This is a genomic window from Streptomyces roseofulvus (genome assembly GCF_039534915.1).
In the GTDB taxonomy this organism is placed as follows: domain Bacteria; phylum Actinomycetota; class Actinomycetes; order Streptomycetales; family Streptomycetaceae; genus Streptomyces; species Streptomyces roseofulvus.
Genome location: NZ_BAAAWE010000001.1, coordinates 4,839,625 through 4,861,562, shown reverse-complemented (window position 1 = coordinate 4,861,562; position 21,938 = coordinate 4,839,625). Strand labels below are relative to the sequence as shown.

25 protein-coding genes and 3 tRNA genes are annotated in these 21,938 nt (G+C 73.4%); 7 read left to right on the top strand and 21 right to left on the bottom strand.

The genetic code is table 11. The annotated features are described in order from the left end of the window. Positions 1 to 113: 113 nt before the first annotated feature. Complete coding sequence (locus ABFY03_RS22500) at positions 114 to 1,154, top strand: adenosine deaminase (RefSeq protein ID WP_346170720.1); 1,041 nt, start codon at positions 114 to 116, stop codon at positions 1,152 to 1,154. Here ABFY03_RS22500 and ABFY03_RS22495 read toward each other — a convergent pair. From ABFY03_RS22495 to ABFY03_RS22470, 6 genes are all read right to left on the bottom strand, one after another. Then, the gene (locus tag ABFY03_RS22495; protein WP_319010238.1) at positions 1,144 to 2,199 is read right to left on the bottom strand and encodes a UDP-N-acetylmuramate dehydrogenase; all 1,056 of its coding nucleotides are present in this window, start codon (positions 2,197 to 2,199) and stop codon (positions 1,144 to 1,146) included. The genes ABFY03_RS22500 and ABFY03_RS22495 overlap by 11 nt on opposite strands. A 52-nt stretch (positions 2,200 to 2,251) precedes the next feature. After that, entirely contained in the window at positions 2,252 to 2,680 is a 429-nt protein-coding gene (locus ABFY03_RS22490; RefSeq protein WP_346170719.1) for a MaoC family dehydratase, read from the bottom strand. Positions 2,681 to 2,682: 2 nt separating this feature from the next. Further along, positions 2,683 to 3,135 (bottom strand): MaoC family dehydratase N-terminal domain-containing protein, encoded by a 453-nt coding sequence (locus ABFY03_RS22485; protein ID WP_319010240.1) that lies wholly within the window; start codon positions 3,133 to 3,135, stop codon positions 2,683 to 2,685. Positions 3,136 to 3,217: 82 nt separating this feature from the next. Further along, a complete protein-coding gene (rpmG, locus tag ABFY03_RS22480; RefSeq protein ID WP_003956487.1) occupies positions 3,218 to 3,382 on the bottom strand; it encodes a 50S ribosomal protein L33 in 165 nt (54 codons plus the stop codon). A 115-nt stretch (positions 3,383 to 3,497) separates the two neighbouring features. Next, positions 3,498 to 3,570, bottom strand: a tRNA-Met gene (locus tag ABFY03_RS22475). A 44-nt stretch (positions 3,571 to 3,614) separates the two neighbouring features. After that, positions 3,615 to 3,687 (bottom strand) — tRNA-Thr (locus ABFY03_RS22470). Positions 3,688 to 3,894: 207 nt separating this feature from the next. Here ABFY03_RS22470 and ABFY03_RS22465 point away from each other — a divergent pair. Next, the gene (locus tag ABFY03_RS22465; protein ID WP_319010241.1) at positions 3,895 to 5,154 is read left to right on the top strand and encodes an amidohydrolase family protein; all 1,260 of its coding nucleotides are present in this window, start codon (positions 3,895 to 3,897) and stop codon (positions 5,152 to 5,154) included. Positions 5,155 to 5,170: 16 nt separating this feature from the next. Beyond that, the gene (locus ABFY03_RS22460) at positions 5,171 to 5,827 is read left to right on the top strand and encodes an NAD(P)H-binding protein (protein WP_319010242.1); all 657 of its coding nucleotides are present in this window, start codon (positions 5,171 to 5,173) and stop codon (positions 5,825 to 5,827) included. Positions 5,828 to 5,891: 64 nt separating this feature from the next. On the opposite strand, the gene ABFY03_RS22455 is transcribed toward ABFY03_RS22460, so the two are convergent. Continuing rightward, positions 5,892 to 5,973 (bottom strand) — tRNA-Tyr (locus ABFY03_RS22455). A gap of 184 nt (positions 5,974 to 6,157) precedes the next feature. On the opposite strand from ABFY03_RS22455, the gene ABFY03_RS22450 reads away from it, so the two are divergent. From ABFY03_RS22450 to ABFY03_RS22435, 4 genes are all read left to right on the top strand, one after another. Next, a complete protein-coding gene (locus ABFY03_RS22450; RefSeq protein WP_031009290.1) occupies positions 6,158 to 6,649 on the top strand; it encodes a YajQ family cyclic di-GMP-binding protein in 492 nt (163 codons plus the stop codon). A gap of 74 nt (positions 6,650 to 6,723) precedes the next feature. Further along, positions 6,724 to 7,230, top strand: a complete 507-nt coding sequence (locus ABFY03_RS22445) for a methylated-DNA--[protein]-cysteine S-methyltransferase (protein ID WP_319010243.1) — start codon at positions 6,724 to 6,726, stop codon at positions 7,228 to 7,230. Continuing rightward, positions 7,227 to 7,853, top strand: coding sequence for an alpha-ketoglutarate-dependent dioxygenase AlkB family protein (locus tag ABFY03_RS22440; RefSeq protein WP_319010244.1), 627 nt, complete (start codon positions 7,227 to 7,229; stop codon positions 7,851 to 7,853). Before ABFY03_RS22445 ends, ABFY03_RS22440 begins: the two co-directional genes overlap by 4 nt. Before the next feature lie 8 nt (positions 7,854 to 7,861). Then, positions 7,862 to 9,088, top strand: a complete 1,227-nt coding sequence (locus ABFY03_RS22435) for an APC family permease (RefSeq protein WP_346172286.1) — start codon at positions 7,862 to 7,864, stop codon at positions 9,086 to 9,088. On the opposite strand, the gene ABFY03_RS22430 is transcribed toward ABFY03_RS22435, so the two are convergent. From ABFY03_RS22430 to ABFY03_RS22365, 14 genes are all read right to left on the bottom strand, one after another. Beyond that, positions 9,054 to 10,070: a hypothetical protein gene (locus ABFY03_RS22430; RefSeq protein ID WP_346170718.1), complete on the bottom strand. Its 1,017-nt coding sequence runs from the start codon at positions 10,068 to 10,070 to the stop codon at positions 9,054 to 9,056. The two genes, ABFY03_RS22435 and ABFY03_RS22430, sit on opposite strands and share 35 nt — an antisense overlap. A 3-nt stretch (positions 10,071 to 10,073) precedes the next feature. Then, the gene (locus ABFY03_RS22425) at positions 10,074 to 10,502 is read right to left on the bottom strand and encodes a YccF domain-containing protein (RefSeq protein ID WP_319010246.1); all 429 of its coding nucleotides are present in this window, start codon (positions 10,500 to 10,502) and stop codon (positions 10,074 to 10,076) included. Then, complete coding sequence (gene htpX, locus ABFY03_RS22420) at positions 10,499 to 11,362, bottom strand: zinc metalloprotease HtpX (RefSeq protein ID WP_319010297.1); 864 nt, start codon at positions 11,360 to 11,362, stop codon at positions 10,499 to 10,501. The genes ABFY03_RS22425 and htpX overlap by 4 nt, the downstream gene beginning before the upstream one ends. Positions 11,363 to 11,515: 153 nt before the next feature. Further along, positions 11,516 to 11,974: a large conductance mechanosensitive channel protein MscL gene (gene mscL, locus ABFY03_RS22415; protein WP_319010247.1), complete on the bottom strand. Its 459-nt coding sequence runs from the start codon at positions 11,972 to 11,974 to the stop codon at positions 11,516 to 11,518. Between the two features lie 33 nt (positions 11,975 to 12,007). Beyond that, on the bottom strand, positions 12,008 to 13,540 hold the full coding sequence (locus ABFY03_RS22410; RefSeq protein ID WP_319010248.1) for an NADH-quinone oxidoreductase subunit N: 1,533 nt from the start codon (positions 13,538 to 13,540) through the stop codon (positions 12,008 to 12,010). After that, entirely contained in the window at positions 13,540 to 15,117 is a 1,578-nt protein-coding gene (locus tag ABFY03_RS22405; protein ID WP_346170717.1) for a complex I subunit 4 family protein, read from the bottom strand. The genes ABFY03_RS22410 and ABFY03_RS22405 overlap by 1 nt, the downstream gene beginning before the upstream one ends. A gap of 3 nt (positions 15,118 to 15,120) precedes the next feature. Beyond that, on the bottom strand, positions 15,121 to 17,103 hold the full coding sequence (locus tag ABFY03_RS22400) for an NADH-quinone oxidoreductase subunit 5 family protein (RefSeq protein WP_346170716.1): 1,983 nt from the start codon (positions 17,101 to 17,103) through the stop codon (positions 15,121 to 15,123). Further along, a complete protein-coding gene (nuoK, locus tag ABFY03_RS22395; protein ID WP_319010251.1) occupies positions 17,100 to 17,459 on the bottom strand; it encodes an NADH-quinone oxidoreductase subunit NuoK in 360 nt (119 codons plus the stop codon). Before nuoK ends, ABFY03_RS22400 begins: the two co-directional genes overlap by 4 nt. Further along, positions 17,459 to 18,010: an NADH-quinone oxidoreductase subunit J family protein gene (locus ABFY03_RS22390; RefSeq protein ID WP_319010252.1), complete on the bottom strand. Its 552-nt coding sequence runs from the start codon at positions 18,008 to 18,010 to the stop codon at positions 17,459 to 17,461. Before ABFY03_RS22390 ends, nuoK begins: the two co-directional genes overlap by 1 nt. Then, entirely contained in the window at positions 18,007 to 18,570 is a 564-nt protein-coding gene (locus ABFY03_RS22385) for a NuoI/complex I 23 kDa subunit family protein (RefSeq protein ID WP_319010253.1), read from the bottom strand. The genes ABFY03_RS22390 and ABFY03_RS22385 overlap by 4 nt, the downstream gene beginning before the upstream one ends. Next, positions 18,571 to 19,539: a complex I subunit 1/NuoH family protein gene (locus ABFY03_RS22380; RefSeq protein ID WP_031009261.1), complete on the bottom strand. Its 969-nt coding sequence runs from the start codon at positions 19,537 to 19,539 to the stop codon at positions 18,571 to 18,573. Beyond that, positions 19,536 to 20,918 (bottom strand): NADH-quinone oxidoreductase subunit C, encoded by a 1,383-nt coding sequence (locus tag ABFY03_RS22375; RefSeq protein ID WP_346170715.1) that lies wholly within the window; start codon positions 20,916 to 20,918, stop codon positions 19,536 to 19,538. The genes ABFY03_RS22380 and ABFY03_RS22375 overlap by 4 nt, the downstream gene beginning before the upstream one ends. Further along, positions 20,915 to 21,508, bottom strand: a complete 594-nt coding sequence (locus ABFY03_RS22370; protein WP_031009256.1) for an NADH-quinone oxidoreductase subunit B — start codon at positions 21,506 to 21,508, stop codon at positions 20,915 to 20,917. The genes ABFY03_RS22375 and ABFY03_RS22370 overlap by 4 nt, the downstream gene beginning before the upstream one ends. Continuing rightward, positions 21,499 to 21,891 (bottom strand): NADH-quinone oxidoreductase subunit A, encoded by a 393-nt coding sequence (locus tag ABFY03_RS22365; RefSeq protein ID WP_031009254.1) that lies wholly within the window; start codon positions 21,889 to 21,891, stop codon positions 21,499 to 21,501. Before ABFY03_RS22365 ends, ABFY03_RS22370 begins: the two co-directional genes overlap by 10 nt. Between the last annotated feature and the right edge of the window lie 47 nt (positions 21,892 to 21,938).

The window sequence follows — 21,938 nt, the reverse complement described above, 5'->3', positions numbered from 1 at the left end:
CGTACGTGACGGGCCCCGGTTCCCCAGGAACCGGGGCCCGTTTCTACGTTCGGTCGGGTATCGATCGGGGAATCGCCGTGCATACCGCCATTCGGGTAAGGCAGGATCGGGCAATGGAGCACCCCCGCGATCTCACCCTGTTGCCCAAGGCCCACCTGCACCTGCACTTCACCGGTTCGATGCGGCCCTCGACCCTCATCGAACTGGCCGACAAGTACGGGGTGCACCTGCCCGAGGCGTTGAAGAGCGGTACGCCGCCGCAGCTGCGGGCGACCGACGAGCGCGGCTGGTTCCGCTTCCAGCGGCTGTACGACATCGCCCGCTCCTGCCTGCGGTCCCCCGAGGACATCCAGCGGCTGGTGCGGGAGGCGGCGCAGGAGGACGTGCGCGACGGGTCCGGGTGGCTGGAGATCCAGGTCGACCCGACCTCGTACGCGCCGCACCTGGGCGGTCTCATCCCGGCCCTGGAGATCATCCTGGACGCGGTCGACTCGGCGGCCCGGGACACCGGCCTCGGGATGCGGGTGCTGGTCGCGGCCAACCGCATGAAGCACCCGCTGGAGGCGCGCACGCTGGCGCGGCTCGCGGTCCGGTACGCGGACCGGGGCGTGGTGGGCTTCGGGCTCTCGAACGACGAGCGCCGGGGCATGGCCCGGGACTTCGACCGGGCCTTCGCGATCGCCCGCGAGGGGGGCCTCCTGGCGGCCCCGCACGGCGGCGAGCTGACCGGCCCGTCGTCGGTCCGGGACTGCCTGGACGACCTGCGGGCGGCCCGGGTCGGGCACGGCGTGCGGGCGGCCGAGGACGAGCGGCTGCTGCGGAAGCTGGCCGAGCGGGGCGTGACCTGCGAGGTGTGCCCGGCGTCGAACGTGGCGCTGGGCGTGTACGAGAAGCACGAGGACGTCCCGCTGCGGACCCTCTTCGAGGCGGGCGTGCCGATGGCGCTGGGCGCCGACGACCCGTTGCTCTTCGGCTCCCGGCTGGCGGCCCAGTACGAGATCGCCCGCCGCCACCACGGCTTCACGGACGCGGAGCTGGCGGAGCTGGCCCGCCAGTCGATCCGGGGCTCGGCGGCCCCGGAGGGCACCCGGGAGAAGCTGCTGTCCGGGGTGGACGACTGGCTGGCCGCGCCGGTGGGGCTCGCTACAGGCTGACGCCGACCGTCACGGGTTCGTTGACGAGGGTGACGCCGAAGGCGGCGTGGACCCCGGCGACGACCTCGCGGGCCAGGGCCAGCAGGTCCTCCGTGGTCGCCTCGCCGCGGTTGGTGAGGGCGAGGGTGTGCTTGGTGGAGATCCGGGCGGGCCCGGAGCCGTACCCCTTGGTGAAGCCGGCCTTGTCGATGAGCCAGGCGGCCGAGGTCTTGGTGCGGCCCTCGCCGGCCGGGTAGGCGGGCGGGGTGACGTCGGGGCCGAGCCGGTCGGCGACGCGCGTGAGGAAGGTCTCGTACTCCGCCGCCGTGAGGATCGGGTTGGTGAAGAAGGAGCCGGCGGACCAGGTGTCGTGGTCCTCGGGGTCGAGGACCATGCCCTTGCCGGCGCGGAGCCCCAGCACGGTCTCGCGGGCGTGGGCGAGCGGCACCCGTTCGCCGGCCTCGACGCCGAGGGCGCGGGCGGTCTCCGGGTAGGCGATCGGCGCGGAGAGCCCGCCGGCGTCCTCCAGCGCGAAGCGGACGCGGAGCACGACGTACCGGTCGGGGTGCTCCTTGAAGAGGCTGTGGCGGTACGAGAAGGCGCACGCGGCGTTGGTGAGGGTGACGGTCTCCTCGGCCCGGCGGTCGTAGGCGACGACCTCGGTGATCGTGGCGGAGACGTCCTGGCCGTAGGCGCCGACGTTCTGGATCGGGGTGGCGCCGGCCGAGCCGGGGATGCCGGCGAGGCACTCGACGCCGGCGAGCCCGGCCTCGACGGTCCGGGCGACGGCGTCCGTCCAGACCTCGCCGGCGGCGAGCTCCAGGCGGGTCCCGTCGAGGGAGAAGCCGGTGGTGGCGATGTGCAGGGCGGTGCCCTCGAAGCCCTTGTCGCCGATGACCAGGTTGGAGCCGCCGCCGATGACGAGCAGCGGGGTCCCGGTCGCGTCAGCCTCGCGGACCGCGGCGATCACCTCGTCGTCGGTGGTGGCCGTGACGAGCCGGGTGGCGGGGCCGCCGAGCCGGAAGGTGGTCAGGGGGGCGAGGGGGGCGTCCTTGAGCTGCTGCACGGGCTCAAGGGTACTCACGTGGGTGCCCCGCCCCCCTGACCGAAGGCGTCGGTCAGGCCAGGCGTACGACGGCCCGGCTCATGCCCAGCACCTTCTGGCCCGCGCTGGTCGCGGTGAGGTCCACCCGGACCTGGCCGTCGTCCAGCTTGGCGGCCACCTTGGCGGAGACCTCGATCACGGCGCCGACGCCGTCGTCGGGGACGACGACCGGCTTGGTGAAGCGGACGCCGTACTCGACGACGGCGGCGGGGTCGCCGGCCCAGTCGGTGACGACGCGGATCGCCTCGGCCATGGTGAACATGCCGTGGGCGATGACGTCCGGAAGTCCGACCTCGACGGCGAACCTCTCGTTCCAGTGGATCGGGTTGAAGTCCCCGGAGGCGCCCGCGTACCGGACGAGGGTGGCGCGGGTCACGGGGAAGGTCTGCGCGGGCAGCTCGGTGCCGACCTCGACCTCGTCGTAGGCGATCTTCGCGGTCATGGTCAGGCCTCCTCGGGGGCGCGGGAGACGAGCTTGGTCCAGGCCGTGACGACGTGCTCGCCGGTCGCGTCGTGGACCTCTCCGCGGATGTCCAGGATGTCGTTGCCGGCCAGCGACTTGATCGCCTCGATGGTGGAGGTGACCGAGAGGCGGTCGCCGGCGCGGACGGGCCGGGTGTAGGCGAACTTCTGGTCGCCGTGGACGACCCGGCTGTAGTCGAGGCCGAGCTGCGGGTCCTCGATCACCTGGCCGGCGGCCTTGAACGTGATGGCGAACACAAAGGTCGGCGGGGCGATCACGTCGGGGTGGCCGAGTTCCTTGGCCGCCTCGGAATCGGTGTAGGCGGGATTCGCGTCGCCGATCGCCTCGGCGAATTCGCGGATCTTCTCGCGGCCGACCTCGTAGGGCGCGGTGGGCGGATAGGTCCGGCCCACGAAGGACTGGTCGAGCGCCATGCCTCGATACCTCCTGTGATTTGTTGCCGACAAACGCCACGAGGCCGCCCCCTGGTGGGGACGGCCTCGTGAACGAGCCTGATTAGCGCGTCTCGCGGTGCGCGGTGTGCGAGTTGCAGCGGGGGCAGTGCTTCTTCATCTCAAGACGGTCCGGGTTGTTGCGCCGGTTCTTCTTGGTGATGTAGTTCCGCTCCTTGCACTCCACGCAGGCCAGCGTGATCTTCGGGCGGACGTCGGTGGCAGCCACGTGAGTGCTCCTTGACGGACGGATGGATGGATGGGCGCACCCCCGCACCAGAAGTTTGGGGGAACATGAAAGAGTAGCCGATCGCAGGACCGACCCCACAATCGGCTACCGTGTGTAGCGGTGACCGGACTTGAACCGGTGACACAGCGATTATGAGCCGCTTGCTCTACCGACTGAGCTACACCGCTTAGATGTCAGGAGCCCCGCCCGAAGGCGGGATTCCCAGCACCAGAGCCCCAATACGGAATCGAACCGTAGACCTTCTCCTTACCATGGAGACGCTCTGCCGACTGAGCTATTGGGGCGAGCGAGGAAGACATTACACGGTCTGCGGCCCATCACCCAAATCCGTTTCCCGGGCCCGCCCCCGCCGGCCTCCTCCCCCGCCCCGTACGCCACTCGTGGACTCATCGGTACGACTATTGCGCTCCTCCTCGAAGGCGGCGCCGCCCGCCCCTAGGCTCTGCCCCACGCTGCGTGATCTCGATCTTGGTGACTTGGTGAGGAGCCCGATGTCGGCCGACAGCAAGCAGCCCCGTCAGCCCTCGGACGACGGGGGGCGGGCGGCCACCGAGGACGCGAACTCGCTCCTGCTGTCGAACGCGCGGCTGACCGACGGACGGACCGTGGACGTGCGCCTGGTGCGCGGCCGGATCGAGGCCGTCGGCACCGCCGGGAGCCTGAGCACCGCCGGCGCCCGGGTGGACCTGACCGGCCATCTGCTGCTGCCGGCGCCGGCCGAGCCGCACGCCCACGCCGACACGGCACTCTCCGCCGAGAGCCCCGGCCCGGTCTCGTACGCCCCCGAGGAGGTGCAGCGGCGGGCCACCGAGGCGGCGCTGCTCCAGCTCGGCCACGGCGCGACCGCGCTGCGGGCCCACGTGCGGATCGGCGGCGTGGACGCGCTCGGCCCGCTGGAGGCGGTCCTCCAGGCCCGGCGCTCGCTGCGCGGCCTGGCGGACCTGACGGCGGTGGCGGTGCCCCGGCTGCTCACCGGGGCGGCGGGCGCGGACGGGCTCGCGATGCTGCGGGACGCGGTGAAGATGGGCGCCGGGGTGGTCGGCGGCTGCCCGGACCTGGACCCGGACCCGGCGGGGTACGTGGAGGCGGTGCTGGAGGTCGCGGCCGAGCACGGGGTGCCGGTGGACCTGCACACGGACGGCGACGACCCGGCGCGGCTCGCCCGGTTCGCGGCGATGGCCGGCGGGCTGCGGCCCGGAGTGGCGATCGGCCCGTGCGCGGGGCTGGCCAGGCTGCCGGAGGACGTGGCGGGCCGGGCGGCGGACCGGTTGGCGGCGGCGGGCGTGACGGTGGTCTGCCTGCCGCAGGGGGGCTGCGCGGGCACGGAGCGGCGGGGTGCGGCCCCGGTGCGGCTGCTGCGGTCGGCGGGGGTGCGGCTGGCGGCGGGCAGCGGCTCGCTGCGGGACACGGCGAACCCGGTGGGGCGCGGGGACCCGCTGGAGGCGGCCTTCCTGCTGGCCTCGGTGGACGGGCTCGACCCGGCGGAGGCGTACGGGGCGGTGAGCGCCGCGGCGCGGCTGGCGATGGGCCTCCCGGAGGTACGGGTGGAGGCCGGCTTCCCGGCGGAGCTGGTGGCGGTGCGGGGCGAGCGGCTCGCGGGCGTGCTGTCGCTGGCGTACAGCCGGATCGTGGTGCACCGGGGGCGGGTGGTGGCGCGGACCAGTGCGGTGCGGGAGTACTGCGACTCGGCGGCCGCCCTCGACCTGCCGCGCCAGGCCCGGACCGATCCGGGAGGCCCGGCGGCCCGCTGAGCCGTACGGTCGGAGCATGCGCATCGTCATCGCTGGAGGACACGGACAGATCGCCCTGCGCCTGGAGCGGCTGCTCTCGGCGGGCGGACACGAGGCGGTGGGGCTGATCCGCCGCCCGGAGCAGACGGAGGACCTGCGGGCGGCGGGCGCGGAGCCCGTCGTGCTGGACCTGGAGTCGGCGTCGGTGGAGGAGGTCGCGGAGGTCCTGCGGGGCGCGGACGCGGCCGTCTTCGCGGCGGGCGCGGGCCCGGACAGCGGGGCCGCCCGCAAGGAGACGGTGGACCGCGCGGCGGCGGTCCTGTTCGCGGACGCGGCGGAGCGGGCCGGGGTCCGGCGCTTCGTGGTCGTCTCGTCGATGGGCGCGGACGCAGACCACCCCGGCGACGGCGTCTTCGACGTCTACCTGCGGGCGAAGGGCGCGGCGGACGACGCCGTCCGGTCGCGGACGGGCCTGGAGTGGACGATCCTGCGCCCCGGCATGCTCACGAACGACGCCGGCACGGGCCTGGTCCGCCTGGAGGCGAGCACGGGCCGCGGCCCCGTCCCCCGCGACGACGTGGCGGCGGTCCTCGCCGAACTGGTGGACTCCCCCGGCACGGCCGGCCTGACTCTGGAACTGGTCTCGGGCTCGACCCCCGTCGCGGTCGCGGTGACGGACGTGGCCGGCAACTGACCGCGGCCCCACCCCCGGAAACGAGTGAAGGTCCCCGGTGCGGACACCGGGGACCTTCTTCACGTGGCGACGCCAGGATTCGAACCTGGGTAGGCTAAGCCGACGGATTTACAGTCCGCTCCCATTGGCCACTCGGGCACATCGCCATGGGTTGTTGCCTTGGTTCCCACCGCTGTTCTGCGGTGTTCCCCGGCAACGACGTAAACAATACCTGATCCCGGGGGGTGGTTCGCCACCGGATTGATCGGCGGGTGATCAGAGGTTCGGGCGGTGGCTCACCCCCTAGGCTTTGGGGGTACCCCACAGCACCCGAGCAAGGAGCCACTAGTCATGGCCGACTCCAGTTTCGACATCGTCTCCAAGGTCGAGCGGCAGGAGGTCGACAACGCCCTCAACCAGGCCGTGAAGGAGATCTCGCAGCGCTACGACTTCAAGGGAACCAACGCCTCGATCTCGTGGTCGGGCGAGAAGATCCTGATGCAGGCGAACGGCGAGGAGCGCGTGATGGCGATCCTCGACATCTTCCAGTCCAAGCTGATCAAGCGCGGGATCTCGCTGAAGTCGCTGGACGTCGAGGGCGAGCCGCAGCTGTCCGGCAAGGAGTACAAGCTCTTCGCCTCGGTCACCGAGGGCATCTCGCAGGAGAACGCCAAGAAGGTCGCGAAGACCATCCGTGACGAGGGTCCCAAGGGCGTCAAGGCGCAGGTGCAGGGCGACGAGCTGCGGGTCAGCTCGAAGAGCCGGGACGACCTGCAGGCCGTGCAGGCGCTGCTCAAGGGCAAGGACTTCGACTTCGCGATCCAGTTCGTGAACTACCGCTGATCCCGCGTCCGGCCGGCCAGGGTCGTGTCCGAAAGCCGCCAGCCGTGCGGCGGTGAGGCTCGCACACTGGAGGCATGGACGACATCACCGTGTACGCGTACGCCGACGGCCCCCTGGGCGAGATGCTGCTGACCGGGCAGGTCTCGACGGGGGGTCGCGCCGTGCTGCGGTCGCTCTCGCTGCCGGGGCAGAAGGGGGCCGTGGCGGTCGGGGACGGCTGGGTCCGCGACCAGGCGGCCTTCGCCGGGGTCGCGGGGCAGCTGGAGGAGTACTTCGCGGGGCGGCGGGAGCGGTTCGACGTGCCGGTGGCCGCGGACGCCGGGACGGCGTTCCAGCGGCGGGTCTGGGCGGCGCTGGAGGAGATCCCGTACGGGACGACCGTGAGCTACGGGGAGATCGGGCGGCGGGTCGGGGCCGGCGGGCCCGGGGTCCGGGCCGTGGGGACCGCGATCGGGCGGAATCCGCTGCTGGTGGTGCGGCCGTGCCACCGGGTGATCGGCGCGGACGGGAGTCTGCGCGGGTACGCGGCCGGCCCCGAGCGCAAGCGGTCGCTGCTGGATCTGGAGGGAGCCCTCGCGTGACCGAGGGGCTGTTCCCGCGCGAGAGGGCGGAGCCGGCGCCGGGCGCGGTGCACGTGCCGGGGTGGCTGCCGGTCGAGCGGCAGCGGGAACTGGTCGCGGCCTGCCGGGAGTTCGGGCGCGGGCCGCTGGCGTACCGGCACACCGTGCTGCCCGGCGGGGGCGTGATGTCGGTGCGGTCGCTCTGTCTGGGGCGGCAGTGGGTCCCGTACCGGTACCTCGACTCCGTCGCCGTCGAACTGCCGGACTGGCTGGTCGCGTTGGGGCGGGCCGCGGTGGCCGAGGCGTACGGGGACGACGGCGGCTTCGCGCCGGACACCGCGCTGGTGAACTTCTACGGGGACGGCGCCCGGATGGGCATGCACCAGGACAAGGAGGAGCGGTCCGGGGCGCCGGTGGTGTCGCTGAGCCTCGGCGACCGGTGCGTCTTCCGGCTGGGCAACTCCGAGGGCCGGGGGCGGCCCTGGAACGATGTGGAGCTGGGCTCGGGGGACCTGTTCGTCTTCGGCCGGGAATCGCGGTGGGTGTACCACGGCGTGCCGAAGGTGTTTCCCGGGACCGCCGATCCGTCGCTCGGGCTCACCGGGCGGCTCAACATCACTCTGCGGGAGACAGGTCGATCGTGACCACGGAAATGCGCCGGTCCCTCGGCGTCCTCGACGCCGTCGTCGTCGGACTCGGCGCCATGGTGGGGGCCGGGATCTTCGTCGCCCTCGGGCCGGCGGCGGGTGCCGCCGGGACCTCGGCCGGACTGCTGACGGCGCTGGGGCTCGCCGCCGTGGTGGCGTACTGCAACGCGATGGCCTCGGCCCGGCTGGCCGCCCTTCATCCGGAGAGCGGCGGTACCTATGTGTACGGTCGCGAACGACTGGGGCCCTTCTGGGGTTATCTGGCGGGCTGGGCCTTCGTGGTGGGCAAGACGGCCTCCTGCGCGGCGATGGCGCTGACCGTGGGGGCCTATCTGTGGCCGGACCAGGCGCACGCGGTCGCGGTGGCCTCCGTGGTGGCCCTGACGGCCGTCAACTACGGGGGCGTGCAGAAGTCGGCGCTGCTCGCGCGGGTGATCGTGGCGGGGGTGCTGGCGGTGCTCGCGGCGGTCGTCACGGCCTCGTTCGCGGGCGCCCCCGGCGGCCGGTTCGGGCTCGGCGGGGAGGTCACCGCGGGCGGGGTGCTGCAGGCCGCCGGTTTGCTCTTCTTCGCGTTCGCGGGGTACGCGCGGATCGCCACGCTCGGCGAGGAGGTGCGCGATCCGGCGCGGACGATCCCCCGGGCGGTGCCGATCGCGCTGGGCCTCGCGCTGGGTGTCTACGCCCTGGTCGCGGTGGCGGTGCTGGTCGCGGTCGGGCCGGTCGCGCTGGCCGGCTCCGACGCGCCGCTCGCCGACGCGGTCCGGGCGGCGGACGCCTCCTGGCTGGTGCCGGTGGTGACCGCGGGGGCGGCGGTGGCGGCGCTGGGCTCGCTGCTCTCGCTGATCCTCGGAGTGTCCCGTACGACGCTGGCGATGGCCCGGGACGGGTATCTGCCCGGCGGGCTCGCCGCGGTGCACCCGCGGTTCCGGGTGCCGCACCGGGCGGAGCTGGCGGTGGGCGCGGTGGTGGCCGTGGTGGCGGCGACGGCGGACGTGCGGGGCGCGATCGGCTTCTCGTCCTTCGGCGTCCTCGTCTACTACGGCATCGCCAACGCCTCGGCGTGGACGCTGGGCGGACGGAACCGGGTGCTCGCGGCGCTGGGCCTCGCCGGGTGCGCGGCACTGGCCGGGTCGCTGCCGCTGGGGTCGGTGCTGGCCGGGGCGGGGGTGCTGGCGGCGGGCGTGGTGGCGTACGCGGTCAGTCGAGGACGACCCGGACACCCTCGGCCCTGAGGCCGTCGACCCATTCCCGGAAGGTGGCCGGGCGGGGCTCGGTGCGGAGCGGGGTGACGCCGAGGCAGGCGCGGGCGATGTCGGCGTGGTGCCAGATCAGGGTGCAGCCGGAGAGCTCGGCGCCGAGGGCGCGCGGGGAGCCGAAGGGGTAGGCGAGGCCGGGGCCGTGGACGGCCTCGGTGAGGGCGCAGACCAGGCCGTCCTCGTCGGTGATCCCCCGGCCGTCGAGCGGGTACGTGGCGCCGGGGCCGGGTTCCGGCAGGTCGTACGAGCGGAGGCCGGCCTCGTGCCGCCAGACCGCGCGGGCGGCTCCGGTGAAGCGGCGCCAGGTGCCGGGCTCGGTGGGGCCGCGGTGGTCGTGGAAGAGGTCCCAGACCTCGCGGGTCGGCGCCGGTATCAGGCCGGTGCGGGGGAAGGCCACGGTCAGGTCGAGCAGGCCGTGGTGGTCGCGGGCGGTGTCCCAGCCGGTGACGGGGCCCGCCGCGCCCTCGTGCGCGTGGCTCCCGCTGTCGCGCAGGACCCGGTAGCGGAGCTCCTCGAAGTCCGGGGTGCCGGTGGCGAGGGCGTCGCGGAGGGCGCCGCGCGGGGAGCAGCCGAGGAAGGTGACCTCGGTGGGGAGGGGGTCCGGGGCGGGGAGCGGGATGAGGTGGGCGCAGGGGACGGCGCCGGGGGCGCCGCCGTGGAGGCGGCGGGGCGGGCCGGCGGCCTCGATGGTGACGACGTCGCCGCGGGCGTCGAGGACCCGGACGGCGGTGAACCGCCAGGGGCCGTCGGGGGTCTCGACGTCGAGGGTGCCGAGCGGGGCGGTGCCCTCGACGATGGCCTGGGTGACGGCCCGGGCGAGCTCGCCGCGGGGCTCGCAGCCGCGGAGTTCGTGGCGGAGGCGGGGGTGCGGGGCGGGGTCGCCGTAGAGGCCGTCGACGTCGTGGCAGAGGGCCAGGACGTGACGGCCGGAGAGCAGGGCGTAGCGCGCTTGGTGCACGGGTCAGAAGCCGGGGCGGCCGTGCTGCTGCTGCCCGTACGCCTGTCCGCCGTACGCCTGGTCGGTGGGGACGATGTCCTTGCCGAGGGGCAGCAGGGAGACGGGGATGAGCTTGAAGTTCGCGATGCCGAGCGGGATGCCGATGATCGTGACGCAGAGCAGGACGCCGGTGACGACGTGGCCGAGGGCGAGCCACCAGCCGGCGAGGACCAGCCAGAGGACGTTGCCGACGCAGGAGGCGGCGCCGGCGCCGGGCTTGTCGACGACGGTGCGGCCGAAGGGCCAGAGGGCGTAGAGGCCGATCCGGAAGGACGCGAGGCCGAACGGGATGCCGATGATCGTGATGCAGAGGACGAGGCCCGCGGCGAGGTAGCCGAGGAACAGCCAGAAGCCGGAGAGCACGAGCCATATGACGTTGAGGATGGTCTTCACGGACGGCGACCTGCCATCTCTTCGAGGCGAGCGATCCGCTCGGCCATGGGCGGGTGGGTCGAGAACATCTTGGACAGCCCCTGCCCCGGGCGGAAGGGGTTCGCGATCATCATGTGGCTGGCGGTCTCGATCCGCGGCTCGGGCGGCAGCGGGAGCTGCCTGGTGCCGGCTTCGAGCTTCCGGAGGGCGCCGGCGAGGGCGAGCGGGTCGCCGGTGAGGGAGGCGCCGGAGGCGTCGGCCTCGTACTCGCGGGAGCGGGAGATGGCCAGCTGGATGATCGAGGCGGCGATGGGGCCGAGGATGACGATCATCAGGTAGCCGAGGAGGCCGGGTCCGTCGTCGTCGCTGGAGCGGCCGACGGGGATCAGCCAGGCGAAGTTGACCAGGAACATCACCACGGAGGCGAGCGCGCCGGCGACCGAGGAGATGAGGATGTCCCGGTTGTAGACGTGGCTGAGCTCGTGCCCGATGACGCCGCGGAGCTCGCGCTCGTCGAGGAGGGCGAGGATGCCCTCGGTGCAGCAGACGGCGGCGTTGCGCGGGTTGCGGCCGGTGGCGAAGGCGTTGGGCGCCTGGGTCGGCGAGATGTACAGGCGGGGCATCGGCTGGCGCGCCTGGGTGGAGAGCTCCCTGACCATCCGGTAGAGGGCGGGGGCCTCGAATTCGCTGACGGGCCGGGCGCGCATGGCGCGCAGGGCCAGCTTGTCGCTGTTCCAGTACGCGTACGCGTTGGTGCCGATCGCGACGACGAGTCCGACGATCAGGCCCGTACGGCCGAAGAAGCTGCCGATGAGGATGATGAGGGCCGAGAGCCCTCCGAGGAGTACGGCGGTCCTCAGCCCGTTGTGCCGGCGGTGCACGGTACGCCCTCCAAGTGGTGCGGCAGGGGAACCCTTTGCTTCGTGGTCCACGCGTCCAGTGGACCCTCACGTACTGGTCAACGCCAGGCGGGAGGCTGCGGTTCCCCCGGCCGCACCGGGGGCGTGTTACGCCGTTCGGGTGATCCCGGCCCGTCAGCGGGCGGCGGGGATCTTCTCCAGGCCCGTGAGGGCGGCGGCGGTGGGCTCGACCTCGCTGGTGCAGTGGGCGCAGCGGGTGGCGATGGCCGGGATCTCGGTGAAGCAGCGGGGGCAGTCGCGCTTCTCGGACTTGGGGTCGGCCGCCTCCTCCTTGGCGAACCGCTCCTGCACCTTCGCCATGGGGACGACGAAGAGGAAGTAGAGGACGAGCGCCGTGATGACGAAGGCGATGGTGGCGGAGATGGCCAGGCCGTAGGGGAAGACGGTCTTGCCGACGTTGAACTTCGCCTCGCTGAAGTCGCCGACGGAGCCGGTGGCGAGGCCGATGAGCGGGGTGATGAACGCCTTGCTGAAGCCGGTGACGACGGCGGTGAACGCCGAGCCGACGGCCAGACCGATGGCCATCGAGACGACGTTCCCGCGCAGTATGAAGTCCTTGAATCCGTTCAGCACGGCGTGTTGCTCCTAGGGGGTTCCATGGGGGGGTCAGAAGAGGCCGGCCGTGGCGAAGCGGAGGGCGAACTGCGGGTAGCCCGACAGGACGATTCCGGCGACGGCGGTCAGCGCGATCGCCAGGGTGACGGGCGTGGGGGCCCGGTGCGTGGTCCGTTCCACGGCGTTCTCCGGCGTGCGGAACAGCAGGGCCGTCCACCGCAGGTAGTACGCGAGGCCGATGACGACGTTGACGCCCATGACCACGGCCAGCCAGCCGAGGCCCGCGTCGACGGCCGACGAGAACACGGTCACCTTGGCGAAGAGGCCGATGATACCCGGGGGCAGACCGGCCAGATTCAGGAGGAAGAAGGCGAGCGCGAGGGCGGCGGCGGGGCTGGTGGCGTACAGCCCGGCGTGGTCGGCGATCCGCTTGCCGGGGTGGGTACGGGCGACGAGGGCGACGACGGCGAAGGCGCCGAGGTTCACGACGGCGTACATGAGGGCGTACGCGACGGTGGCGCCGACCTGGTCGTCGCTGGAGTACGCGGCGGCGGCGATCGGCACCAGGAGGTAGCCGGCCTGGGCGACGGAGGACCAGGCGAGCAGCCGGATCGCGCTCCCCGCGCGCGTGGGGTCCTGCCGGAGCGCGGCGACGTTGCCGGCGGTCATGGTGAGGGCGGCGAGGACGGCGAGGGCGGGGCCCCAGACGTCGGCGTACGAGGGGAAGGCGACGACCGTCACCAGGATGAGGCCGGTGAAGCCGACGGCCTTGCCGACCACCGACAGGTAGGCGGCGACGGGCAGCGGGGCGCCGCTGTAGGTGTCGGGGACCCAGAAGTGGAAGGGGACGGCGGCGATCTTGAAGGCGAAGCCGACGAGGGTGAGGGCCACGCCGGCCTCGGCGAGGGTCTGGAGCTGTCCGGGGACCTCGTCGAGACGGGCGGCGATCTCGGTGAGGTGGAGGGTGCCGGTGGCCGCGTAGACGAAGCTGACGCCGAGGAGGGTGACGGCGGTGGCGGTCACCGAGGAGAGGAAGAACTTGAGGGCGGCCTCGCTGGAGCGCCGGTCGCCGCGCTTGAGGCCGACGAGCGCGAAGGCCGGGAGCGAGGCGACCTCCAGGGCGACCACGAGGGTGGCGAGGTCGCGGGAGGCGGGCAGCAGGGCGGCGCCGGCGGCGGAGGACAGCAGCAGGAACCAGTACTCGCCGGCCGGGAGCTTCGCGCGCGTGGCGGGCAGCGAGAGCAGCGCGGTGAGGAGGGCGCCGCCGAGCACCAGGAGCTGGATGACCAGGGTGAAGGTGTCGGCGGTGTAGCTGCACCCGGCGGTCTGGGCGTGGCTGTCGGTCTGGGCGCCGGCGGTGAGGCAGAAGGTGGCGCGGTCGCCGGAGCGCAGCGGCAGGAGCAGGGCGAGGGCGGCGGCGAGGCCGGCGATCGAGATCCCGCCGAGGAGCTGCTTGCGCTCGGCGGGGACGAACAGGTCGGCGACGAGGACGCCGAGCGCGACCAGGGCGGTGAGCGTCGGGGGTGCGATCGTCAGCCAGTCGACGGACTGGACGAGGGAGGCGTCGGCGGTGCTGGCGGACATCACTGGGTGCCTCCCGCGAGGAGCTGCTGGACGGCCGGGTCGGTGAGGCCGAGGAGGACCGCGGGCCAGAGTCCGGCGAGGACGGTGAGGGCGACGAGCGGGGTCCAGGCGGCCAGCTCGTACGGCTGGACGTCGGCGAGCTCCGGTTCGCCGGCGGGGCGCGGGCCGCCCATGCAGACGCGGCGGACCACGATCAGCAGGTAGGCGGCGGTGAGCAGGGTGCCGAATCCGCCGAGGGCCATGAAGACGAGGTACGCGGGGCGGCTCAGCCCCTCGGCGGGGTCGAAGGCGGCGAAGAGGGCGAGCATCTCGCCCCAGAAGCCGGCCAGGCCGGGCAGGCCGAGGGAGGCGACGGCGGCGAAGGCGAGGAGGGCGCCGAGGCGGGGGGCGCGGCCGTAGAGGGCGGCGCCGGTGGCTCCGGCGAGGGTGTCGAGGTCGGCGGTGCCGTACCGGTCCTTCACGGCGCCGACGAGGAAGAACAGCAGGCCGGTGATGAGGCCGTGGGCGATGTTGGCGAAGAGGGCGCCGTTGACGCCGGTGGGCGTCAGGGTGGCGATGCCGAGGAGGACGAAGCCCATGTGGCCGACGGAGGAGTACGCGATCAGCCGCTTGAGGTCGCCCTTGGCGCCGGGCCGCGCCAGGGAGAGGCAGGCGAGGGAGCCGTAGACGATGCCGGCGGCGGCGAAGGCGGCCAGGTAGGGGGCGAGGGTGTGCATGCCGTCGGGGGTGATCGGCAGCGCGATGCGGACGAAACCGTACGTGCCCATCTTCAGGAGCACGCCGGCGAGGAGGACCGAGCCGACTGTGGGGGCGGCGGTGTGCGCGTCCGGCAGCCAGGAGTGCAGCGGCCACATCGGGGTCTTCACGGCGAGCCCGAGCCCGATCGCGAGAACGGCGATGACCTGCACCGATGTGGTCAGTCCGCGGCCGTTGTCGGTGGCGAGTGCCACCATGTCGAACGTGCCCGCCTTGATCCCGATCAGGAGCAGGCCGAGCAGCATGACCACGGAGCCGAGCAGCGTGTAGAGGATGAACTTCCCGGCGGCGGCGCGCCGGCCCTCGCCGCCCCAGCGGGCGATGAGGAAGTACATCGGGACGAGGACCATCTCGAAGGCGAGGAAGAAGAGGACCAGGTCGAGGACGGCGAAGGTGGCGAGGGTGCCGGCCTCCAGGACGAGCAGCAGGGCGACGAACGCCTTCGGGGACGGGCCCGTGGGCGGCTTGAAGTAGGAGTACAGCGCGCAGAGGAAGGTCAGCAGCGCGGTCAGCACCAGGAGGGGGAGCGAGATGCCGTCGACGCCGAGGTGGATCCGCACGTCGAGTGCCCTGATCCAGCTGATGTCCGTGGTGGCCTGCATCGTCGACGGGCTGTCGTGGTCGAAGCCGGCGGTGAGGACGAGTGCGGCGAGGAGGATGACGCCGGTGACGGTGGCGCCGTGGCGGAGCACCGCCTGCTCGGGCGACGTCCCCTTCAGTCCGGGCGGGGCGGGCAGGAGCGCCGCGACGGCGCCGAGGAGCGGCGCGGCGACGATGAACGCGAGGAGGAACTGCATCACGGATTCGCTGATATCGATCACGGCTCACGCTCCGGCGAAGGCGTTGGCGAGGGCGACGGCGGCGATCGCCAGGACGACGGAGCCGGCGAGCAGGGCGCTGAGGTAGGTCTGCGTGTTGCCGGTCTGGGCGCGGCGGACGAGCCAGCCGAGCCCCTTGGCGGTGCTCGCGGCACCGCTGACGTAGGTGTCGACGACCTCGCGGTCCAGGAAGCGGACCAGGGAGGCGGCGCCGAGCACGGGGCGGACGAAGGCCTTCCGGTAGAGGGCGTCCAGGTGGAAGCCGGCGGCGGCCGGACCGTACAGCGGGCCGAGGAGGGCGCGGCCGGGGTCGGCCGGGTCCTCGGCGGGGTGCGGCAGGTGCAGCGCCTCGGCCTCGACCAGACCGGCCTCGGCGTCCGGGTGGGCGACGTGCGGGGTGGCCACCGCCGGGGGGACGGCCCGGGCGGCGAGGCTCCGCCAGACGGCGTACGTGACGGCGCCGCCGGCGACGGCGAGGCCGGTGCCGAGGACGGCGGTGGTGAGGGTCGGGGTGAGCGCCTCGCCGTCGAACCAGTCGTCGAGGTAGGCGGCACTCAGACCGAAGCCGAGGGAGGGGACGGCCAGGACCCAGAGGACGGAGGTCATCGCGATCGGCTGGCGCCCGTGACGGGGGGCTTCGGCGCCGCGGCCGCGGAAGGTGCGGAGCCAGAGGCGGAGCGCGTACGCGGCGGTGAGGAGGGCGGTCAGCAGGCCCGCGACGAGGACGGTCCAGCCGGCCCCGGCGGGGACGCCGGGGCGGTCGCCGAGCGCGGTGTGCTCGGCGGCGACCAGGACCGCCTCCTTGGAGAAGAAGCCCGCGAAGGGCGGGATCGCGGCGAGCGCGAGGAGGGCGACGGTCATCGTCCAGTACGCGTCGGGGATCCGCTTCGCCAGGCCGCTCATCCGGGACATCGCGGTGAGCGAGTTGGTGCCGGCGGCGTGGATGACCGCGCCGGCGGCGAGGAAGAGCAGCGCCTTGAAGGCGGCGTGCGAGAGGAGGTGGAAGACGGCGGCGCCCCGGTCGCCGACGGCGAGCGCGCCCGCCATGTAGCCGAGCTGGCCGATCGTCGAGTAGGCGAGGACCCGCTTGATGTCGTCCTGGGCGAGCGCGGCGAGCGCCGAGCCGACCATGGTGACCGCGGCCATCACGGCGAGCACCGTCATCGCGGCGGCGGAGGCGGCGAAGACCGGGAGCAGCCGGGCGACGAAGTAGATGCCGGCGGCGACCATGGTGGCCGCGTGGATGAGCGCGGAGACCGGCGTCGGGCCGGCCATGGCGTCGGGGAGCCAGGTGTGCAGGGGGAACTGCGCGGACTTCCCGGCGACGCCGGCGAGCAGCAGCAGCGCCACCACGGTGGGGTGGTCGAGGCCGCCGCTCGCGACGGTGGACAGGATGCCGTCGATGCGGAAGGTGCCGGCGTCGGCGGCGAGGGCGAAGAGCCCGAAGAGGAAGGGGACGTCGCCGAGCTTGGTGACGAGGAAGGCCTTCAGGGAGGCGGAACGCGCCTCGGGGGTCTCCCAGTAGTGCCCGACGAGGAAGTACGAGCAGATGCCCATGATCTCCCAGCCGACCAGGAGCACCATCAGGTCGCCGGAGTAGACGACGAGGAGCATCGCGGCGGTGAAGAGGGAGACCAGCGCCGCGTACGAGGGGTAGCGGCGGTCGTCGCGGAGGTAGCCGGTCGAGTAGATCTGCACGCAGCTCGCGACCACGCCGACGAGGACGGCGACGAGGGCGGCGAAGCCGTCGATGTGGACGCCGAGGGTGATCGGGACGGAGCCGGTGGGGGTGAGCTCGGTGGCCGCCTCGATGACCGTGTTCCCGCCCTGGCGGACCGCGACGAGGACGGCGAGGACGGCGGCGGCGAGCGTCGGCAGCACGGCCAGCGGCCGGACGAAGCCGGGCGCGGTGCGGCCGACGGCGAGCCCGGCGGCGGCGCCGAGGAAGGGCAGCAGGGGGACGAGGACGGCGAGGGTCGTGGTGGTCACGCGGTGGCCTCGGCCTTCTCGTCGGCGGGCTGCGGCTGGTCCGCCGCGCCGGTCTCCGCGGTGTCGCGGAGGCGGTCGACGTCGGCCGTGCCCCGGTTGCGGTAGACCATCAGGACGATGGCGAGGCCGATGCCGATCTCGGCCGCCGCGATGGCGATGGTGAAGAGGGTGAGGGCCTGGCCGGCGTGGAGGGCGTCGCGGAGCCAGACGTCGAAGGCGACCAGGTTGAGGTTGACGGCGTTGAGCATCAGCTCGACCGACATCAGGACCAGGATCGCGTTGCGGCGGGCGAGGACGCCGTACAGGCCGACGCAGAAGAGGAGCGCGGCGAGGACGGCGGGGTAGGCGAGGTGCATCAGTCCCGCTCCCCTTCCGGCTTCTTGCGGGACAGGACGATGGCGCCGACCAGGGCGGCGAGCAGCAGCACCGAGAGCGCCTCGAAGGGCAGCACCCAGTGCCGGAACAGGATCTCGCCGGTCACTCCGGTGGAGCCCTGCGCGGGCCCGTCCAGGTCGATCCAGGTCGTGCGGAAGGCGTCGGCGACCACCCAGACGAGGGCGGCCGCGGCGGCGACCGCGACGGCGAGGGCGACGGGCCGGTTGCCGGAGTCGGCGTCCGGGGAGCGGCCGATCGGCGCCTTCGTCAGCATGAGCCCGAAGAGGAGGAGGACGACGACCGAGCCGACGTAGATCAGGACCTGCACCCAGGCGATGAACTCGGCGGTCAGCAGGAGGTACTCGACGGCGAGGCCGCCGAGCGCGACCACCAGCCAGAGCGCGGCGTGCACGAGCTGCCTGGTGGTGACGGAGACGATCGCGGCGCCGAGGGTGACGAGGCCGACGAGGAGGAAGGCGATCTCGGCGCCGGAGGGCGAGAGGAAGCCGGGACTCTGCGCTGCCAGGTTCACTGGGGGCCCTCCTGCTGCTGCGCCGCCGCGGCGGCCTGGGCGGCGGCCTTCTCGGCGGCCTTGCGGGCGGCGGCGATCTCCTTGGGCTCCTCGGCCGCCGGGTCGAGCGCGGGCGGCTCGGGGACGGTCCACATCCAGTCGCGGAGCTTGTCCCGCTCGTGGGTCAGCTCCAGGATGTCGGTCTCGGCGTACTCGAACTCCGGCGACCAGAAGAGGGCGTCGAAGGGGCACACCTCGATGCAGATCCCGCAGTACATGCAGAGGGAGAAGTCGATGGCGAAGCGGTCGAGGACGTTCCGGCTGCGCTCGCGGCCGCCGGGGGCGGCGGGCGGGACGGTCTCCTTGTGGGAGTCGATGTAGATGCACCAGTCGGGGCACTCGCGCGCGCACAGCATGCAGACCGTGCAGTTCTCCTCGAACAGCGCGATCACCCCGCGCGAGCGGGGCGGCAGCTCGGGCTGCGCGTCCGGGTACTGGGCGGTGACGCTCCTGCGGGTCATGGTGCGGAGGGTGACGGCGAGGCCCTTGGCGAGGCCGGAGCCGGGGATCTTCGGGGACATCTAGCTGATCGCCACCTTCACGATGCCGGTGAGCGCGATCTGCGCCAGGGCGAGCGGGACGAGGGTCGTCCAGGCCAGCTTCTGGAGCTGGTCCTCGCGCAGCCGCGGGTAGCTCACCCGCAGCCAGATGACGACGAAGGCCAGGACGGCGGTCTTGAGGAGCGTCCACAGCCAGCCGAGGCCGTCCGCGCCGCCCGGGCCGTGCCAGCCGCCGAGGAAGAGGACGGTGGTGAGGCCGCAGAGGACGACGATGCCGGCGTACTCGGCGAGCAGGAAGAGCGCGAAGCGGAGGCCGGTGTACTCGGTGTACGCGCCGAAGATGATCTCCGAGTCGGCGACCGGCATGTCGAACGGCGGGCGCTGGAGCTCGGCGAGGCCGGCGACGAAGAAGACGAGCGCGCCGACGATCTGCCACGGCACCCACCACCACTCGAAGGCGTCGAGGACGCCGGTGAGGGAGACGGTGCCGGCCGCCATCGCGACGGACGCGGCGGCGAGCAGCATCGGCAGCTCGTACGCGAGCAGCTGGGCGGCGGTGCGGAGGCCGCCGAGCAGCGAGAACTTGTTGGCGGACGCCCAGCCGGCCATCAGGCTGCCGAGCACGCCGACGCCCATGACGGCCAGCACGAAGAAGATGCCGGCGTCGACGAGCGCGCCGACGGCGCCGTCGCCGGGGCCGACCGGGATCGCGACGAGGACGAGGAGGTACGGGAGGAGGGCGACGGCCGGCGCGAGCTGGAAGACCCGCCGGTCGGCGTCCTTCGGGACGACGTCCTCCTTCTGCGCGAACTTCACGCCGTCCGCGACGAGCTGCGCCCAGCCGTGGAAGCCGCCGGCGTACATGGGGCCGAGCCGGCCCTGCATGTGGGCCATCACCTTGTGCTCGGTCTGCCCGACGACCAGCGGCAGCACGAGGAACGCGGCGAAGACGAGCAGCAGCCGGACGGCGACGTCGAGTGCGTCGTTCACGCGGGATCGCCTCCGGCGGGGTCGGGGTGGGTGTCGGTGTCGGTGTCGGTGTCCGAGGCGGGCTTCGCCTCCGGGGCGGGGCCGTCCGCGTCGGGCGTCGTGCCAGACGCGGGCGCGTCTGCGGCGGGCTGCGCCTCCGGCGCGGGGCCGTCCGTGGCGGGCTTGGCGTCAGGCGCCGACGCCTCCGGGGCGGGCTTCGCCTCCGGCGCGGCGGGGGTTTCGTCGAAGGCCGGGCGGGCGTGGTGCCAGGGGGCGTCCGTGCTGCGGGTGCGGGGCGGCGGCGAGGGGGCGGCCGGGGCTTCCCCGGCCTGCTCCGCCTGCTGGCTCGCCGAGCCCTGGCTCGCGCTGCGCATGCGGCGCGGGGTGCCGGGGGCTGCCGAGGCCGTCTGGCTCGCCGAGCCGTCGGACGCCGAGCGGGTGCGGCGGCCCGGGGGCGCGCCGGTCTCCGGGGTCGCCGGGGGCGCGCCGGCTTCCGGGGCTGCCGAGGCCGTCTGGCTCGCCGAGCCGTCGGACGCCGAGCGGGTCCGACGGGCCGGGGGCGCGCCGGTCTCCGGGGTCGCCGGGGGCGCGCCGGCTTCCGGGGCTGCCGGGGGCGTCTGGCTCGCCGAGCCCTCGGACGCCGAGCGGGTGCGGCGGGCCGGGGGCGCGCCGGTCTCCGGGGGCGTCTGGCTCGCCGAGCCGTCGGAGGCGGTGCGGGCGCGGCGGGGTGGCGCGGATTCCTGGCCCGTCGTGCCTTCCGCCGCGGTGCGGGTGCGGCGGGGGCGGTCGGCGGCGGCTCGGGTGGGGCGTTCGGGGGCCGGGGGGAGCTGGCCCTTGAGGGGGCCCCATTCGTTGGGGTCAGGGACGCCCGGCGGGAGCATCTGGCGGCGCTTGGGGCCGCCGTCGTGCGCCTCGCCCGGCTCCTTCGCGCCCGGCCACGCCTTGGCGACACGGGCCGCGAGGACGAAGTCCTTGCGCAGCGGGTGGCCCTCGAAGTTCTCGGGGAGGAGCAGCGGGGTGAGGTTCGGGTGGCCCTCGAAGACGACGCCGAACATCTCGTGGGTCTCGCGCTCGTGCCAGGCCGCGCCCGCGTACACGCCGATGGCGGTGGGGAGGGCGGGGGCCTCGTGGGGGACGGTGGTGCGCAGGAGCAGGCGGCGCACCCGGCCGGCCTCCAGGGCGACGACGTGCGCGCACACCCGGAAGCCGGTGCCCGGCTCGTCGACGGCGCTCAGCCAGTCGAAGTAGGTGCAGCCCAGCTCGTCCCGGGCGGTCCGCAGCGCGTCGAGCCATTCCGTGACGGGGATGTCGACGGTCAGCAGGTCGTACGCCCTCTCGGCCGCCGCCTCGTCGCCGAACAGGTCCGTGACGGCTTCGGGGAGGGAGTCGTAGCGGTTCATCGGTCGTCGCCTCCCGGCGGCGGAGTGACCAGCGGGCTGGTGAGCTGGGAGACCGAGGCCGGCGCCGTCGTGCCGTACCGCTCGCCGAGGTTCTCGCGGGCGATCTTCTCCTGGAGCTTGAGGATTCCCTGGAGGAGCGCCTCGGGGCGGGGCGGGCAGCCGGGGACGTACACGTCGACGGGGATGATCTGGTCGACGCCCTTGGTGACGGAGTACGAGTCCCAGTAGGGGCCGCCGCAGTTCGAGCAGGCGCCGAAGGAGATGACGTACTTCGGCTCGGGCATCTGCTCGTACAGCCGCTTCACGGCGGGCGCCATCTTGTCCGTCACCGTGCCGGAGACGATCATCAGGTCGGCCTGGCGCGGGCCCGGCGCGAAGGGGATCACGCCGAGGCGGATGAAGTCGTGGCGGGCCATCGACGCGGCGATGAACTCGATCGCGCAGCAGGCGAGGCCGAAGTTGAAGACCCACAGGCTGTAGCGGCGGCCCCAGTTCAGGACCACCTTCATGGGCTCGGGGGCCAGGCGGGAGAGCGTTCCCAGCTTCGGCGCGGGCAGGGGCACGGCGCCCCCTGCGGGTGTTACGTCCATGCCAGGACGCCCTTCTTGTACGCGTAGAGCAGGCCGACGGCCAGGAAGCCGAGGAAGACGAACATCTCGACGAGGGTGGTGGCGCCGTAGCCGGGCGCGGCGAAGACCGTGGCCCACGGGAAGAGGAAGATCGAGTCGACGGCGAAGATCACGTAGAGGAAGGCGTAGACGTAGTAGCGGACCTGGGTGTGGGCCCAGCCCTCTCCCACGGGGTCGACGCCGCACTCGTAGGTGAGCAGTTTCTCCGGGGTCGGCACGACGGGCCGGAGCAGCCGGCCGGCGCCGAAGGCGACCGCGACGAAGAGCACGCCGACGACGGCGAGCAGGCCGACGACGGAGTACGTATCGAAATAGTCCGCCGCGACTACGGTCGGTTCCCGCACGTCCGCCGCCCCTCAGTCCCTCGCCGCCGTCTTCACGGACGCGAGTC